The organism is Marivita sp. (assembly GCF_022763305.1).
GTDB lineage: Bacteria > Pseudomonadota > Alphaproteobacteria > Rhodobacterales > Rhodobacteraceae > Marivita.
Genome location: NZ_JALEGT010000106.1, coordinates 1 through 15,852 on the forward strand (window position 1 = coordinate 1; position 15,852 = coordinate 15,852).

Here is a 15,852-nt window from a genome sequence, read left to right on the forward strand (position 1 = left end):
CGCGCCAATGGTACTGCGTCTCAAGACGTGGGAGAGTAGGTCACCGCCAAACCTAGTAAGCTCAAGGGAAAAAGATCGAGTATCTCTCTAAGACGATCTTGGCGCATCTGTGCGCGATCAACTTCCCGTCCAAACAGTCTTCGCTCTCAAGAGCATATTTCCGTAAGACAATTCGCTGATCGTCATCAGTCCTTACCCGCATGCGTGCCAGGATCATGGCGCCCTGCGGGATGGTCCCGCAGAGCGCGCGCGTCTCAACCTGCCTCAGCCGTGTATCGCTCCAAGGCGGCAGCGGTGCCATCTGCCCAGATACAGGACATCCACGCCGCGAAGGCGTTGGCGAAACGGGGGTTCTGACCGAGGTCGCCGTAAATCTGTGTCTGAGCGAGCCACGCCTGCGGGTCATGCCGCGCGGCTTCGGCCGAGGCTTTCAGAGCGTCCCAAAGCGGGTCGTTTGGGTCGATGGTGGAGCCATCCTCGCGGATGCCGCTGCACATGCGCGCCCAGAGCGCCTCGGTCAGGGCCAGTCCGCTGATCGGCGCGCCGGCCTGCAGGGCATCCCGCAGGATCGGCAGGATGAATCCCGGATGACGCGACGCGCCGTCGAAGGCGACACGCCGCGTGGTGTCGTGGATCTCGGGATTGGAAAAGCGCCGAGTGATGAGGTCGAGATAGCCCATCGGTGTCATTCCGGGCACCGCGTCCACATGCGGCGTGATTTCCTCGATCTGTACCTTTCGGAAGAAAGCCGCGATCCGCACGTCCTCCATGCAGCTTGCGATGGTCGGCAACCCGAGGATCTCGCCCGCATTCGCCAGCACCTGATGGCCCGCGTTCAACATGCGGATTTTCATCGCCTCGAACCGGTGGACGTCGTCTGTGAAAGTGGCCCCCGCGGCATCCCACTCCGGACGGCCCTGGCAGAAGTCATCCTCGATCACCCATTGGCGGAAATTCTCATGGGTGACGGGCACCGCATCGTCGATGCCGAGGCTGCGCACGCGGGCGCGCTCTGCATCGCCTGTGGCGGGCACGATGCAATCCACCATGGAGTTTGGGAAGCTGGCCGAACCGTCGATCCAGTCCGCGAGCGCCGGATCGCTGCCACGGGCAAGCCCGACAATCGTCTGGCGCAGAATGGCCCCGTTGCCTTGCAGGTTGTCGCAGGACTGCCCGGTAAAAGGTGGATGACCCGCCTGCCGCCGCGCGCGAAGGGCGGCCACCATGGCCCCGAACGCAGTGCGCGGCCGGTCAGGATGGGCCATATCGTGCTGAATGTCGGGATGGGCCTGGTCGAACTGACCCGTCGCGTCGAGATAGTATCCGCCCTCCGTCACCGTCAGCGAGACAATGCGGATCCGGGGATCGGACATCGCCGCGATGAGCGGGCCGTGTCCCTCTTCGACGGGAACAAAATCGATCATCGAACCGATCACTTCGGCGGACAATCCCGCGGGATCAAGCTCGATCAGGGTGGTCAGGCAATCCTGCGCCAGAAGACGGTCGCGCATCACCGCATCGCCAGGGCGGACCCCGGCCCCGATGATTGCCCAATCCAGCGCCCGACCCTCCTGCATCAGGCGATGCAGATACCACGCCTGGTGGCCACGGTGGAAATTGCCAAGGCCGATATGCACGATGCCCGGCGTCAGAGCAGAACGGTCATAGCGCGGGCGGCTGACGCCCTCGGGCAGGTCGCGGAGCGTCGCATTGGAGAGCGGGACAATCGGCATCTGTTTCGGGTTCGGTCTGTTGGTCATCGGACAGGTCCTCTGAAGAGGAGGTCGGCGCCGGAATATGCCGACGCATGAGGAAGGGGAGTGCGCCTCATCCGAGGCGCAGCCCTTGCGCATCGAAGCGGTGCAGGTGCTCGGTTCGCGGGCTGAGATAGACCTCGGCGCCGTAGCCCAGAGACATTTCCCCGGCCGCGCGCACGGTCAGGGGCTCTTTGGACACATCCGTCTGGATATGGAAGAACGTGTCGGACCCAAGGTGCTCGGACACCCCAATCTTGCCCTTCCACACACCCTCTGTCTGGGAAATCTCGATATGCTCGGGGCGGATGCCGATGGTGGTTGCGTCATGTTTCTGCGCCTCGGCCCCGGTGATCAGATTCATCTTCGGCGAACCGATGAAGCCTGCAACAAAGGTGTTGCGCGGCCGCTGATAGAGCTCGAGCGGGCTGCCCACCTGTTCGATCACACCGGCCTGCAGGACCACGATCTTGTCGGCCATGGTCATGGCCTCGACCTGATCATGGGTCACGTAGATCATCGTCGTCGCCAGACGTTTGTGCAGTTCCGAGATTTCAAGCCGCATGCCCACCCGCAGCGCCGCGTCGAGGTTGGACAGCGGCTCGTCAAAGAGGAATGCAGCGGGTTCGCGCACGATGGCACGTCCGATCGCGACGCGCTGGCGCTGACCGCCCGACAGCTGGCCGGGACGGCGGTCAAGATAGTCCGTCAGGTTGAGGACCGATGCGGCGGCTTCGATGCGCCGGTCGATCTCGGCCTTGTCCATCTTCGCCATCTTCAGCGGAAAGGCGATGTTCTTGCGCACAGACATATGCGGGTAAAGCGCGTAGGACTGAAACACCATGGCCAGTCCGCGCTTTGCCGGGACAAGGTCGGTGGCATCCTTGCCGTCGATCTCGATATGCCCGGTGGTGATGTCCTCGAGCCCCGCGATCAGCCGCAGAAGCGTGGACTTTCCACAGCCCGAGGGGCCGACGAACACGGTGAACTCACCGTCCTCGATGGTCAGGTCCAACGGCGGGATCACCTGCACGTCGCCGAAGGACTTGGTCACGGATTTGAGTTGAATGCGTCCCATGGATCTGGTCCCTTATTTCACCGCGCCGAACGTGAGGCCGCGGACAAGTTGCTTCTGGCTGAACCAGCCAAGGATGAGGATCGGCGCGATGGCCATGGTCGATGCCGCGCTGAGCTTGGCAAAGAACAGGCCTTCAGGGCTCGAATAGCTGGCGATGAAGGCCGTGAGAGGGGCAGCCTGCGCCGCCGTCAGGTTCAGTGTCCAGAACGCTTCGTTCCAGGCAAGGATGATGTTCAGCAGCACGGTCGAGGCGATGCCTGGGATGGCCATCGGTGTCAGCACGTACAGGATTTCTTCCTTGAGCGTGGCGCCGTCCATACGTGCGGCTTCGAGGATTTCGCCGGGGATTTCGCGGAAATAGGTGTAGAGCATCCAGACGATGATCGGCAGGTTGATCAGCATGAGCACGACGATCAGACCGATGCGTGTATCGAGCAGGTTGAACTCCACAAACAAGAGCGAAATCGGATAGAGCACGCCCACGGCCGGCAGCATCTTGGTCGAGAGCATCCAGAGCAGGATGTCCTTGGTCCGGCGCGAGGGCACGAAAGCCATTGACCAGGCCGCGGGCACCGCGATCAGGACCCCGAGCAGGGTCGAGCCGCCCGCGATGATGACCGAGTTCCACAGGAACCGCATGTAGTCGGACCGTTCCTGAACCACGGCGTAATTCTCGAGCGTCCAGTCGAAGAACAGGAACAGGGGGGGATCGTTGATCGCCTGTGCCTCGGTCTTGAAGCTGGTCAGGATCGTCCAGAAGATCGGGAAAAAGATCAGCAGGCCGATGATCCAGGCAACAAGCGTGGTCAGGATCTTGCGTTGGGGTGTTACAGCGCGTGCCATGTGTCTGCCCTTATGCGTCGAGGTTCTTGCCGACGATGCGCATCAGGAAGATGGCAACGATATTGGCGAGGATGATGGCGTAGACACCGCCGGCCGATCCAAGGCCGATATTCTGGCTGTCCACGACCCGCTGGAAGATGAGATAGGTCAGGGTCCGTGTGCCGAAGGCGCCGCCTGTGGTGACGAAAATCTCGGCAAAGATCGACAGAAGGAAAATGGTCTGGATCAGGATCACGATGGTGATGGCGCGGCTCAGGTGCGGCAAGATGATGTGCCAGAACCGCGACAGGGGCGGCGCACCGTCCATCTCGGCCGCCTCGAGCTGTTCGCTGTCCAGCGACTGGATCGCGGTCAGCAGGATCAGCGTCGCGAAGGGCAGCCACTGCCACGACACGATCAGGATTATTGAACTCAGCGACGCATCCGACAGCCAGGACACGGGGTCCGCTCCGAAAAAGCGCCACAGATGGGCGAAGATGCCGTTGACCGGGTCCATCAGCATGTTCTTCCAGACCAGTGCCGATACTGTGGGCATCACGAAGAACGGCGCGATGACAAGAATGCGCACGACCCCCTGTCCCCAGAAGGGCTGATCCAGCAGGATCGCCAGCAGAATGCCAAGTATGACGGTGATTGCCAGCACGCCGCCCACCATCACCAGCGTCGTCTGCACGCTGGGCCAGAAGGCACTGGACGAGATGAACCGGGTATAGTTTTCGAAACCGACCCAATCGAGACCGTTTTCGAGGCTGTCGCCGCGCATCGGCAGATACTTCTTGAACGAGAAGTAAAGCGTCATTGTCAGCGGAACGAGCATCCAGCCAAGAAGCAGGACGACGGCTGGGGCCATCATGACTCGGGCTGCGGATCGGGATGCCTTGGTGGCCATGGGCATATCTCCTGCGGCGACGGACTTGGTCCGCCCTGAACGGGATCACGATATCAGTGGCGGAAAATGTGGGAAGGGCGGCGCACCGCCGCCCTTCGATGACGTGCCTTAGCGGTAGCCAGCGGCTTCCATGGCATCGTTGGTGATCGCCTGCGCCTTCTCAAGCGCCTCGTCCACGGTCTGCTGGCCTGCATAGACCGCCGAGAACTCCTGGCTCACTTCGGTCGCGATGCCCGCGAATTCCGGGATCGCCACGAACTGGATGCCGACATACGGCACCGGATCGACGGTCGGATTGGTCGGGTCGGCCGCGTTGATCGAGTCGAGCGTCATCTTGGCAAACGGGACCTCCTGGTATTCAGGTGTCTCGTACAGCGACGTCCGCGCACCCGGCGGGACGTTGGCCCAGCCTTCGTTGGCCGCAACCAGCTCGATATACTCTTTGGAGGTGGCCCATTCGATGAACTCTTTTGCCGCCGCTTCCTTCTGAGTGCCTGCCGGGATCGCCAGAGCCCAGGCCCACAGCCAGTTGGACCGTTTGCCGAGGCCGTTGTCGGGAGCCAGAGCAAATCCAACGCTGTCCGCAACGGTCGAGTCGTTCGGGTTGGTCACGAACGAGGCCGCGACGGTCGCGTCGATCCACATGCCGCACTTGCCCTGCTGGAACAGCGACAGATTTTCGTTGAAGCCGTTGGTGGCATAGCCCTCGGGGCCGTAGTCGTTCATCAAGTTGACGAAGAAGGTCAGCGCCTCTTTCCACTCCGGCTGATCGAACTGGGCGTTCCAGTCCTCGTCGAACCAGCGTGCACCGAAGGAGTTGCCCGTCACGGTGATGAAGGCACCGCCTTCACCCCAGCCGGCCTTGCCCCGCAGGCAGATGCCGTTGATGTCGTTCGCCGGATCGTCCATCGCGGCCGCGGCTTCGCGGATGAAGTCCCATGTCGGCGCTTCCGGCATTTCGAGCCCGGCCTTCTCCATCAGGTCGGTGCGATACATGACCATAGAGCTTTCGCCGTAGAACGGTGCAGCATAGAGGGTGCCGTCATGGCTCAGACCGTTGCGCATGGCGGGCAGGATGTCATCGACATCATACTCGGCCGACAGATCGTCCAGCGGCACCAGCCAGCCATTCGCGCCCCAGATCGGCGTTTCGTACATGCCGATGGTCATGATGTCGAATGCGCCACCCTTGGTGGTGATGTCCGTCGTCACACGCTGGCGCAGCACGTTCTCCTCGAGCGTCACCCACTCGACCTCGTGGCCGGTCTTGGCCGTGAAGTCGTCGGTATAACCCTGCATGCGGATCATGTCGCCGTTGTTGACGGTTGCGATGGTGATGGTCTCTGCCTGTGCGGCCCCGACCATGGTCAGCGACAACGCTGTCGCCGCACGAAGTGCGTTTCTCAGGTGCATCCGAATCCTCCCTGGTTTTTGGATTACCTGAGGGAACTCAACACTAATTCATTTACTCGCGTCAATCATAATTTTACTCGCGTAAATTTTGCTACGCGGATTCCCGCATGATCAGACGGGCCGGAAACAGACTTTCTGTCCTGTTTTCAAAGCGTCCGCCGCTTTCGATCAAGCGAAACAATGTCTCTACCGAATGGTCGGAAACGGCGTTGTAATCATGCGCGGCGGTTGTCAGGGACGGGCAGGTGAACCGCGAAAACGGATGATCGTCATGCGATGCGACTCGCAATTGGCAATCCGCGCCCCGTCCGACGCGCACACCGCTTTCGTAGCACGCAGCCAATAATCCGATGGCCAGACGGTCGTTGCTGCACAGCACCGTGTTCGTCGGCAGCGACTTCTCGGCCAGGATCTTCAATCCGCCCTGACGCCCGATCTCTTCAAATCCCCAACCGGTGCCGTCGATCTTGATCACATGCGGTTCCAGCCCAAGCCGCTCCATCATTGACAGATAGGCGATGCGGCGCTTGTTGGCGTTCGGGTTGGCCGGCGTCTTCATCTCGAAAAAACAGGGGCTTTCGCCCGTCCGGCTCAGATACTCCACCGTCTGCGACACGAAGCTGTGGTTGTCCGATCCAACAAAGGCTTCGCCCATCCCATCGATATTGCTGTCAAAAAGCACGGTGGGCACGTGTTTGCAGAAGGTCTCGATCGCCGACTTGTCCGATTGCCGCCCCAACGGGGCAAACAGGACACCGGCCGGCTTCATCGACCGCAAACTGTCCAGAATGTCATTTTCATGCGCCTGGTCGCCATGCGCGCTGAACAGCGATGGGGTGAACCCGGCTTCGATGCAACGCCCTTCGATCATCCGCACGATCTCGCCAAAGAACGGGTCCGCGAGGTAGGGCACGACAATGCCGATCGTCTTGGTCAGCTTGCGGTTCTGGTTCATCGCATAGATGTTCGGACGGTAATCGTATTTCTCGAGCGCCGCCTCGATCCGCATCCGCGTCGATTTCCGCACGCTGTTGGGATCGTGAAAATACTTCGACACCGTGGGCCGGGAAATGCCGCTGATGGCGGCAAATTCTTCCATGTTCCTGATTTCGGATTGTGCCATGGCGAGACCCTGTATGCGCATCGGACGAAATATTCCGAGTTTGACAATTTCTTATCGCGCGCAAAAGATCAACAATTCACGTAAAGATTGTTCGCCGCAGACACTCGCCGGTCTGCGGCATCGACAGACTGCCTGTGAAACGATCAGTCCAGCGTTTTCAGCGCCTGATACAAAGCCCGATACCGCCGCAGCCGGTGATCCAGCTCCGGCGATGGAGCGGGATCGAACCAGTCGGCAATCTCGGGTTGCTGCCCAAGATCGGTCAGGCTCAACGCGCCGATACCGCATGCGGCGAGCCGGGCCGCCCCCATCGCCGGGCCCGCGTCGGACCCAACGGTCCGTCCGATCCTTTGCCCGGTGACATCGGCAATCATCTGCAACAGGAACGGTGACTTGCTGCCTCCGCCAATCGCAGCAAGATGCGGAAGGTCAGCAACAGTGCCTCCGAAACTGTCCACCGCATCGGCAAAGGTAAAGGCCACCGCCTCGATCACGGCCCGGCACAGGGCGGCGCGCGGCGTGCTGTCTTCCAGCCCGAAGAACCCGGCGCGAATATGCGGGTCACCATGCGGACTGCGTTCCCCGGTGAGATACGGCAGAAAGATCGGCACACGCCCCGCATCTGCACTTTCTGCGAGAGCCACAACCTCGCCTGCCGAAATCCCCAACTGCCCGGCCAGCCAAGCGATGGGCCGCGCGCCATTCAGCATCGCGGCCATCTGATACCAACGGTCCGGCACTGTATGCGCAAAGGCATGCACGAATTTGGCCGGGTTCGGATGATAGGCGTCGCCCGCCACGAACAACTGCCCCGACGTTCCAAGCGAAATGAATCCGCGCCCCGCCTCGGTCGCGCCCAGAGACACCGCACCCGTTGCCGCATCGCCCCCTCCGGCCACCACGGGAATGCCTGCGGGCAGCCCGGTCTGGGCCGCGGCCGACGCTGTGATCTGACCAACCACCTCGTGCCCGTCCGCAAGACGGGGCAGCCACTCGGGCCGCGTCTCGCTCGCCTCAGCAACTGCGCGACTCCAGTCCCGCGCCGCCTGATCCAGCCACAGCGTCCCTGCCGCATCCGACCGATCCGTCGCAAGCTCGCCATGCAGGCACAGCCCGACATAATCCTTTGGCAGCAGGAGATGCGCAATCCGCGCCTGCACAGCCGGCTCTTCCTGCGCAACCCATATCAGTTTGGGCGCGGTAAAGCCGGGCAGGGGCAGCACGCCCGCAATCGTCCCGATCTCGGGCAGTTTCGTTTGCAGCCGGGCACAGGCGTCGGTCGACCGGCTGTCATTCCACAGGATCGCCGGGCGCAAGACCTGTCTCTGGCGATCCAGAAGGACGGCCCCATGCATCTGCCCCGAAAGCCCCACAGCCGTCACATCGGCCAATGTCACGTTGCGGCTCAGGTCGACCAGGGCGGAACGCACAGCCGACCACCATGCGTGCGGGTCCTGTTCCGACCAGCCCGAATGCGGCGATTGCAGCGTCAGATCGGCTGTGGCCGACCCGTGAATGACCACGCCATCGGTGCAGATCACCTTGACCGCGGATGTACCTATGTCGATGCCCAGAAACATGTCGCAGCATTACGTCAGCGCTAACAACGACGCAAGCCAGAGACCGGCCGCGTGGAACTGGCGCAACCCCAAAAGCCGGGCTAGATATGTCGCGACACAAGGGAGGGACAGATGAGCAGTCTTGACGCGAAATTCGCACGGCTGGGCGCAGACAACGCGCCGGGGCAGGAGGTCCGCCAGAACGCGGAGGATCTGAAATCAGTGATGCGCGGCGACATCCTGCCCGGCACTCCGGTCGATTTCTCGCACGGTGACGTCGACGCGTTCGAACCCATCCCCGGCGCACGGGCCGCGTGGGAAGCGGGGTTCGAGGAGGGCGGCTCGCAGGCCTATACCGAATATCGCGGTGCCGCCGCGATCCGCGCAGACGTGGCCGCGAGCCTTGCCGCCTTCACCGGCGCGCCGGTCGATCCGGTGGATGAGCTGATCATCACTCCCGGCACGCAAGGCGCGCTGTTCCTCGCGCTTGGCGCGGTGGTGGATCGGGGCACCAAAGTTGCCATCATGGAGCCGGATTACTTTGCCAACCGCAAACTCGTTGCCTTCTTCGGCGGGGAAATCATGCCGGTCGCACTTCACTACCACGACGACGCCGCGCAACGCGGCCCCGACCTTGGCCAGTTGGAAGCGGCGTTCAAAGCCGGGGCAGAGGTGCTGGTCTTCTCCACCCCCAACAACCCGACCGGCGTTGTCACATCCGAAGACGCGATCACCGAAATCGCCCGCCTCGCGGCAGAGCACAAAGTCACGGTCATCGTGGACCAACTCTATTCCCGCCTTCGCTACAGCGGCGAAAGCTACACCCACATGCGCGCCTGCGCCAAACGACCCGAGAACCTGATCACGATCATGGGTCCGTCGAAAACCGAATCCCTCAGCGGCTTCCGCCTTGGTGTCGCGTTCGGGTCGGCACCCCTGATCGACCGGATGGAGAAACTGCAGGCCATCGTGTCCCTGCGCGCGGCGGGCTATTCCCAAGCCGCGCTCAAGACATGGTTCCACGAACCCGAAGGCTGGATGGAGACCCGCATCGCCCAGCACGAGGCGATCCGCGACGACCTGCTCAAGATCTTCCGCGACGCAGGTTTCCCGACCGCCTGCCCGCAGGCGGGCAGCTACCTTTTCCCGGAACTGCCCGAACTGGTGGTCTCTCCCGAGGATTTCGTCCGCCTCCTGCGCCTTCAGGCCGGGGTCACGGTGACACCGGGATCGGAATTCGCGCCGCACACCCATTCCAGCGTGCGGCTCAACTTCTCGCAGGATCACGCGGCCTCGGTCGCCGCTGCAAACAGAATTGTCGAAATGGTCGAAAGGTATCGCGCATGAAGATCGGAATTGCAGGACTGGGCGCCATCGGGCTGCACGTCGCACAGGAACTGGATCGCGGCGGCATTCCCGGTTGTGAACTCGCCGGCATCAGCGCCCGCAACGCGGACCGCGCCGCCGAGGCCAATGCGACCCTGTCGAAACCCGCCCCGGTCTATTCCCTGAGCGAACTGCCAGAGCATTGCGACATCGTCATCGAAACCCTGCCGCCGCAGTTGTTCATGGATCTGGCTGTGCCGACCATCGAAGCGGGCAAGGAACTGATCGTCCTGTCCGCCAGCCAACTCATGGGTCAGCAGGCGCTGTTCGACCGTGCTGCCGAAACCGGGGCCAGGATCCTCATCCCTTCGGGCGCGATCCTTGGCCTCGACGCGATCAAGGGGGCTGCGGTCGGCAATCTGAAATCGGTTGTGATCGAGACCCGCAAGCCCGTTCCGGGCCTCGCCAAAGCGCCCTACGTAATCGACAACAACATCGACCTCAGCAACCTGACGGAACCGAAACTGGTTCTGGGCGGTGCCGTCACCGATGTGGCCAAGGTGTTCCCCGCCAACGTCAATGTCGCCGTCGCGGTCAGCCTTGCAGGCTACGGCACCGACAAGACCCGGATGGAGGTCTGGGCCGATCCGTCGCTGGAAAAGAACCAGCACACCGTCCGCGTGGTGTCGGACTCGTCAGACTTCACCATGACGATCCAGAATCGCCCGACCGAGGAAAACCCGGCCACCGGCAAGATCACCGCCCTCAGCGTGATCGCGATGCTGCGGCAGAAAACGTCGGTGCTTCAGGTTGGAACGTAGGGGGTCAGTCGCCCAGACGCACATTGGAAGGGGAGGCGCCCTGTTCAGCGGCGCTGAATCCCATCTGATCCAGCGTATAATCCGCGCCAACGGCGATCACGGCGATGGCGACAAATCCAAGTAGCATGGCTTTCACTGCGAACTCTCCTCAGGTGCGGTTGTTTCCCGCAGATAGGTCACAAGATCGGCGCGGTCCTGCGCCCCTGTGATCCGCTGCATCGGCATCTTCGTGCCGGGTATGTAATGCTCTGGTCCGATGTCGAACAGGGCATCAATCGTGTCTTCGTCCCAAATGATGTCCGACCCGTTCAGCGCGTCGGAATAAGTGTAATCCTCGACCGTGCCCGCGCGTCTGCCGAATAGGTCATAGAGGCTAGGCCCGGCGCGGCGCGCGCTGCCCGGTGTCAGAGTGTGACAGATCGAACACTTGCGCATGAACTGCCGTTCGCCGTTGGGCATCGTGTCGGCGGCCTGCAGGAAGGACGGCGATCCCGTGGCCATCGGATCGGCCTCTCCCATCGCGGCGATGGGCCATGAATACATGCGCGGGTCAAGGCCGCCCGCGTGAATGTTGGTCCCGTCATTGGAAAACGCCAGCGCCCAGACCGGCCCGCGTTCCGTGGCACGAAAGTCACGGGCAATGCGCCACTCGGGCGTATCGACGACCATGATGTACCCTTCACCATCCCCCACGGCGAGCATCGTCCCATCCGGGCTGGTCGCCATCGAAAGGATCGGTCGCCGCTCCAGCGTCAGATCGGCCAGCGTGGCTCCCGTCGCAAGATCAATGGCCCGCGTCCCGCCATCGACCGCGCCATAGGCAAGCCAGCCCGCGTCTTCGTTCAGCTCGAGCTCGTTTACGCCGAACCCGTGTTCGATCAACCGCTGGCGTTCGCTGTTGGTGGTGAGATCCCAAAGCCGGATGCTGCCATCGGCGGAGGCGGAATAAAGGCCGGTCCCATCGTCGGTGAAGGCCACGTCATTCACCGGCCCGCTATGTCCGGTCAGGAACGCCGGCGCGCTGCCATCCACAGGCCAAAGCCCGATGCTGCCGTCCCACGAAGCCGACGCTAATTGCGCGCCATCCGGCGACAGGGCCAATGAAACCACCTTGCCCTTGTGCCCCTCCCGAACCGCGACCGCAGTCCCGTCAGACTCCCAGACCCGCAAAGTGAAATCGTCACCCGCCGAATAGACCCGGCCATCCGGTGCAAAGAGCACGGCGTTGACCGCTGCCTCGTGCCCGTCGAACCACACAGGTGTCTGGTCCGACCAAAGCCCAACCGCGTTGTCGAAACTCACGGTGGCGATTTGGTCGGTTTCGGACACGGCGATCCCCATGATGGGGCCGCCATGACCTTGGAGGGTAAAGAAATCGCCCGCGGCCCCGGAGGTTGCCCAAATCAGGGCCGCAGATGTGGCCAACGCCCGGCGCATGTTACTCGGCGGGCGTGGCACCGCTGGGTGCCTTGTTGTCCCGCTGCTTCACTTCCTCGACCCAGAGGCTGTGGTGCTCTTTCGCCCACTGCTCCTCGACCATGCCGGTGCCCATTGCGTCATAGGCGCCTTCCATGCCGATCGAGCCGATATAGATATGCGCGAGGATGATCGCCATCAGCACGAAGCTGACGATGGCGTGCCACAACTGCGCGTACTGCATCTCTTCATGCGGGGTGAGCGTTTCCGGCAGCATGCCGAAGCCCAGCATGTCCGGCAGGCCGGTGCCGTTCAGGATGGCAAAGGTCTTGGCGAACAACGGCAGCTCGAACGGGAAGAGCAGCGACAGACCCGAGACCGAGATCGACCCACCCAGCACGATCACCGACCAGAAGATCAGCTTTTGACCCGCGTTGAATTTCTTGGCCGGGGGATGCCCGCCGCCGAAAAGACCGCCGCCCTTGGCCAGCCACTTGAGGTCGGTCTTGTCGGGGAAGTTGTGGACGACCCACATCACGAAGACCATGACCAGCGCCAGCATGAAGGCCCAGGACACGTTGTTGTGCACCCATTTCGCCACGCCCGCGATCAGCGCATAGCTTTCATGCCCCATGACCGGGATCAGGAACTTGCGTCCCATCAGCGACACCAGACCGGTGATGCCCAGCAGGATGAACGATCCGGCCAGCAACCAATGTCCAAAACGTTCGACATGCTTGAACCGTTCGATCCGGCGGCCTGTCTTTTCACCGTCGATCTTGACCCGACCGCGCACGAGAAAGAACAGAGCGAGGAACGCCAGTGTCCCCAAAAGCAGATAGCCGCCATAGGTCAAAAGCGGGCCTTCGCGGAACTGCAACCACCACATGCCACGATCCTGGATCAGCACGTCCGACGCAGGTCCTCGCGCCTGCGTGGTCACGTCCGCCGCGTTGAACCGCATGCCGCGCCAAAGGTCCGGATCGGACGCCCCGCCCAGCGTGCCAAGCTGATCGGTGATGCCCGCCGCCGCCGTCGGATCTCCGATGTTCTCGGCGCGGTAGGAATTGTCGACGGCCAGGCCCTGCTGGCGCCGCATGATGTCTTCGAGTGTGGTCGCGCCGCCCGTGGCCGACCGGTCGATTTCGGTCTCTGCTGCAACGGATCCCGCCTCTTGTGCGTTTGCCATGCCCGGGGTCATCCACGACGCCAGGGCCAAGACGGCCATCGCGGCCATGATGCAACCAAGGATGAAGTGTCGAATGTCACGCATGTCCCTGCGTCCTCCCTTGTGAGCGTCCCGAAACGCTCGGCCTTGCGAAATGCTGTGTTTTTGGGTCAGGTTTGACCGTGTCTTTCGGCGATGCTGGCGCCTCAAATATGGACGGGCCATACACCTTTGTCAGGATACTCAAGATGATGCCAGCAGCAAGTCATTCCTACAATTCTGAGGGCTTTAGCAAGCATCCGCATGGCTGATTTTCTCACTGTCACAAATGCCGCCATTGCCGCCGTTCTTGCTGCGCTTGCGTTGGTCGCGTCCTACCGCGCGGTGCTCACCTCGCGCACCCCGCAGGGCGCCATCGGCTGGATCCTTCTGATCCTGTTGGTGCCGGTGCTGGGCACGCTGCTTTACCTCGTGTTCGGTCATGCCGACTACAAGAGTTTCGAGCGGGAACGCCGCAAGTCGGATGAGGACATGTTCGACATGGCCTCGGACCAGAGCGTCGCGCATTCGGCCTCGAGGCTCGACACCTTTGCCCGCATCGCGCGGCTGCCCGTGACCGAGGGCAACGACATGTCGCTGCTGATCGACGGCCACGCGACCTATGATGCCGTGCTCGATGGAATCCGGAGCGCCCGCAGGACGCTCTTCGTGCAGTTCTACACGATCAAGGACGACGACATCGGCCGTGCGCTGCGCGATGCCCTGATCGACCGGGCCGAGGCAGGGGTGTCGGTCTGGCTGCTGCATGACGAATTGCCCTTTTTCGGCCTGCCGCGCCGGTTCAAGCAAAAGCTCCAGCAGGCCGGCGTGCGACTGGCCCGACCCCAAGGGCCGAAGCGCCTTTTGGGGCCGTTCCAGTTCAACTACCGAAATCACCGCAAGCTCGTGGTGGTCGACAATGCGGCCGCCTACACGGGCGGGCTCAACGTGTCGAAAACCTATGTGGGACGGAACCCGTCGATCGGACCGTGGCGCGACACCTTTGCCCGCGTGACCGGACCGGTCGTGGCGCAGCTCGCGCTGCATTTCTCGTCGGACTGGATGTGGGCGACCGGCGAAGACCTGAGCGACATCGCCTCGGTCGCGCCGGACCCGTGCGGCCCCTTGCGCGCGGTGGCCTTGGCCCCATCACCCGCCGAGGATATCGCCGCCGGCAATCTCTATTTCATCGCGCTCGCCCATGCGGCGCGGCAGCGCCTGTGGATCTCCACACCCTATTTCGTCCCGGACCGCGATGTGCTGACCGCGTTGCGCTTTGCCGCCCTGCGTGGGGTCGATGTGAAGGTGCTGGTGCCGGGACGCGCCGATCACTACATCACCTATTTTGCCACGATGGCCTATTTCGATGACCTCAGATCCGCCGGTGGCGAGGTCTGGACCTATGATCCGGCGTTTATCCATCAGAAAGTCGCGCTGGTGGATGACGACATCGCGTCGGTCGGATCGATCAATCTCGACATTCGATCGGGACTTCTGAATTTCGAACTGACGGTTCTCTTCGAAGGGGCCTCTGTCGCCGAGGCGGTCGGGGACATGCTGACCACCGATTTCGGCAATGCGACCCGCGTCGACATCGACCTGGCGGACCGGAATATCGTGACCGGTATCCTTGCGCGGGTCGCACGGCTCTTTGCGCCGGTGCTCTGATGCGCATCGCCAGCTACAACATCCGCAAGGCGGTGGGACTCGACTGGCGGCGCGATCCGCTGCGGATCATTCGGGTGCTGGCCGATCTCGGTGCCGATGTCGTGGCTCTGCAGGAAGCCGACAAGCGGCTGGGCGCGCGGCCGGCGGTGCTGCCCGAGGCATCGCTTTACGACATGACGGGGCTGCGCGTGCTCAACGTCACCAACGGGCCGAGTTCCGGCTGGCATGGCAATGCGCTTCTGGTGCGGGACGGGTGGCGGGTCGGCACGACGGAACGGCTCAGCCTGCCGGGGATCGAACCGCGCGGCGCGCTGCTGGCCGATCTCGAAGGACCCGGCGCGCGGCTGACCCTCGTGGGCACGCATCTCGGGCTGCGGCGCGGCTGCCGCCAGTTGCAGCTGGCGCATCTGCTTGAGGAACTGGGCCCACGGACCGACCGCACCGTGATCGCCGGGGATTTCAACGAATGGTCGCCGCGCATCGGATTTGACATTCTGGACCATGTCTTCGACGTGGTCAGCCCGGGCCGCAGCTTTCATGCCTCCCGCCCGGTCGCCCCGCTGGATCGGTTCGCCGTGGGGCGCGGGCTGCAGGTGGCCGGGGCAGGGGTCTTTGCCGAGGGCGAGGCGCGCCGGGCGTCCGATCATCTGCCCGTCTGGGTGGATCTCGACCTTTGAGCTGCGGCCGCATGTTCGAAAATGCGGGTCAGAGCCTTCGCAGGCTCTGTGAAAACGCGCGTTCGAACGCGCGTGTGA

General features: G+C 62.7%; 14 protein-coding genes. 4 read left to right on the top strand and 10 right to left on the bottom strand.

Translation table 11 applies throughout. The features are described from left to right. Positions 1-254: 254 nt before the first annotated feature. The 7 genes from MRY75_RS18840 to xylB form a co-directional block, all read right to left on the bottom strand. A complete protein-coding gene (locus tag MRY75_RS18840) occupies positions 255-1,733 on the bottom strand; it encodes a mannitol dehydrogenase family protein (RefSeq protein WP_292309563.1) in 1,479 nt (492 codons plus the stop codon). A gap of 94 nt (positions 1,734-1,827) precedes the next feature. After that, positions 1,828-2,832, bottom strand: a complete 1,005-nt coding sequence (locus MRY75_RS18845; RefSeq protein WP_292309552.1) for an ATP-binding cassette domain-containing protein — start codon at positions 2,830-2,832, stop codon at positions 1,828-1,830. Between the two features lie 12 nt (positions 2,833-2,844). Beyond that, complete coding sequence (locus MRY75_RS18850) at positions 2,845-3,675, bottom strand: carbohydrate ABC transporter permease (protein WP_292309553.1); 831 nt, start codon at positions 3,673-3,675, stop codon at positions 2,845-2,847. Between the two features lie 10 nt (positions 3,676-3,685). After that, positions 3,686-4,564 carry a carbohydrate ABC transporter permease gene (locus MRY75_RS18855; protein ID WP_292309554.1) on the bottom strand — a complete coding sequence of 293 codons (879 nt, stop codon included), beginning with the start codon at positions 4,562-4,564 and terminating at the stop codon, positions 3,686-3,688. Positions 4,565-4,672: 108 nt separating this feature from the next. Then, positions 4,673-5,977 (bottom strand): sugar ABC transporter substrate-binding protein, encoded by a 1,305-nt coding sequence (locus MRY75_RS18860; RefSeq protein ID WP_292309555.1) that lies wholly within the window; start codon positions 5,975-5,977, stop codon positions 4,673-4,675. A gap of 91 nt (positions 5,978-6,068) precedes the next feature. Beyond that, positions 6,069-7,100, bottom strand: coding sequence for a LacI family DNA-binding transcriptional regulator (locus tag MRY75_RS18865; RefSeq protein ID WP_292309556.1), 1,032 nt, complete (start codon positions 7,098-7,100; stop codon positions 6,069-6,071). Positions 7,101-7,243: 143 nt separating this feature from the next. Further along, positions 7,244-8,680 carry a xylulokinase gene (gene xylB / locus MRY75_RS18870; RefSeq protein WP_292309557.1) on the bottom strand — a complete coding sequence of 479 codons (1,437 nt, stop codon included), beginning with the start codon at positions 8,678-8,680 and terminating at the stop codon, positions 7,244-7,246. A 111-nt stretch (positions 8,681-8,791) separates the two neighbouring features. On the opposite strand from xylB, the gene MRY75_RS18875 reads away from it, so the two are divergent. Together MRY75_RS18875 and MRY75_RS18880 are read left to right on the top strand one after the other, a co-directional pair. Beyond that, complete coding sequence (locus tag MRY75_RS18875; RefSeq protein ID WP_292309558.1) at positions 8,792-10,006, top strand: pyridoxal phosphate-dependent aminotransferase; 1,215 nt, start codon at positions 8,792-8,794, stop codon at positions 10,004-10,006. Then, positions 10,003-10,806 carry an aspartate dehydrogenase gene (locus tag MRY75_RS18880; protein ID WP_292309559.1) on the top strand — a complete coding sequence of 268 codons (804 nt, stop codon included), beginning with the start codon at positions 10,003-10,005 and terminating at the stop codon, positions 10,804-10,806. The genes MRY75_RS18875 and MRY75_RS18880 overlap by 4 nt, the downstream gene beginning before the upstream one ends. Before the next feature lie 4 nt (positions 10,807-10,810). On the opposite strand, the gene MRY75_RS18885 is transcribed toward MRY75_RS18880, so the two are convergent. The 3 genes from MRY75_RS18885 to MRY75_RS18895 are packed head-to-tail and all read right to left on the bottom strand — an operon-like array spanning position 10,811 to position 13,423. Continuing rightward, the gene (locus MRY75_RS18885; protein WP_269845902.1) at positions 10,811-10,942 is read right to left on the bottom strand and encodes a hypothetical protein; all 132 of its coding nucleotides are present in this window, start codon (positions 10,940-10,942) and stop codon (positions 10,811-10,813) included. Further along, entirely contained in the window at positions 10,939-12,243 is a 1,305-nt protein-coding gene (locus MRY75_RS18890) for a c-type cytochrome (protein ID WP_292309560.1), read from the bottom strand. The genes MRY75_RS18885 and MRY75_RS18890 overlap by 4 nt, the downstream gene beginning before the upstream one ends. A gap of 1 nt (position 12,244) precedes the next feature. Beyond that, complete coding sequence (locus MRY75_RS18895) at positions 12,245-13,423, bottom strand: formate dehydrogenase subunit gamma (RefSeq protein WP_292309564.1); 1,179 nt, start codon at positions 13,421-13,423, stop codon at positions 12,245-12,247. 270 nt (positions 13,424-13,693) lie between these two features. Between MRY75_RS18895 and cls the strand changes: the two genes are divergently transcribed. Together cls and MRY75_RS18905 are read left to right on the top strand one after the other, a co-directional pair. Beyond that, positions 13,694-15,097: a cardiolipin synthase gene (cls, locus tag MRY75_RS18900; protein WP_292309561.1), complete on the top strand. Its 1,404-nt coding sequence runs from the start codon at positions 13,694-13,696 to the stop codon at positions 15,095-15,097. Beyond that, on the top strand, positions 15,097-15,774 hold the full coding sequence (locus MRY75_RS18905; protein WP_292309562.1) for an endonuclease/exonuclease/phosphatase family protein: 678 nt from the start codon (positions 15,097-15,099) through the stop codon (positions 15,772-15,774). The genes cls and MRY75_RS18905 overlap by 1 nt, the downstream gene beginning before the upstream one ends. Positions 15,775-15,852 lie beyond the last annotated feature (78 nt).

Excerpts from the sequence above, each read along its gene's own strand:
- MRY75_RS18865 (WP_292309556.1), bottom strand. The coding sequence starts at position 7,100 with ATGGCACAATCCGAAATCAGGAACATGGAAGAATTTGCCGCCATCAGC.
- MRY75_RS18855 (WP_292309554.1), bottom strand. The coding sequence starts at position 4,564 with ATGGCCACCAAGGCATCCCGATCCGCAGCCCGAGTCATGATGGCCCCA.
- cls (WP_292309561.1), top strand. The coding sequence starts at position 13,694 with ATGGCTGATTTTCTCACTGTCACAAATGCCGCCATTGCCGCCGTTCTT.
- MRY75_RS18845 (WP_292309552.1), bottom strand. The coding sequence starts at position 2,832 with ATGGGACGCATTCAACTCAAATCCGTGACCAAGTCCTTCGGCGACGTG.
- MRY75_RS18905 (WP_292309562.1), top strand. The coding sequence starts at position 15,097 with ATGCGCATCGCCAGCTACAACATCCGCAAGGCGGTGGGACTCGACTGG.
- MRY75_RS18840 (WP_292309563.1), bottom strand. The coding sequence starts at position 1,733 with ATGCCGATTGTCCCGCTCTCCAATGCGACGCTCCGCGACCTGCCCGAG.
- MRY75_RS18895 (WP_292309564.1), bottom strand. The coding sequence starts at position 13,423 with ATGACCCCGGGCATGGCAAACGCACAAGAGGCGGGATCCGTTGCAGCA.
- MRY75_RS18850 (WP_292309553.1), bottom strand. The coding sequence starts at position 3,675 with ATGGCACGCGCTGTAACACCCCAACGCAAGATCCTGACCACGCTTGTT.
- MRY75_RS18875 (WP_292309558.1), top strand. The coding sequence starts at position 8,792 with ATGAGCAGTCTTGACGCGAAATTCGCACGGCTGGGCGCAGACAACGCG.
- MRY75_RS18890 (WP_292309560.1), bottom strand. The coding sequence starts at position 12,243 with ATGCGCCGGGCGTTGGCCACATCTGCGGCCCTGATTTGGGCAACCTCC.
- xylB (WP_292309557.1), bottom strand. The coding sequence starts at position 8,680 with ATGTTTCTGGGCATCGACATAGGTACATCCGCGGTCAAGGTGATCTGC.
- MRY75_RS18880 (WP_292309559.1), top strand. The coding sequence starts at position 10,003 with ATGAAGATCGGAATTGCAGGACTGGGCGCCATCGGGCTGCACGTCGCA.
- MRY75_RS18860 (WP_292309555.1), bottom strand. The coding sequence starts at position 5,977 with ATGCACCTGAGAAACGCACTTCGTGCGGCGACAGCGTTGTCGCTGACC.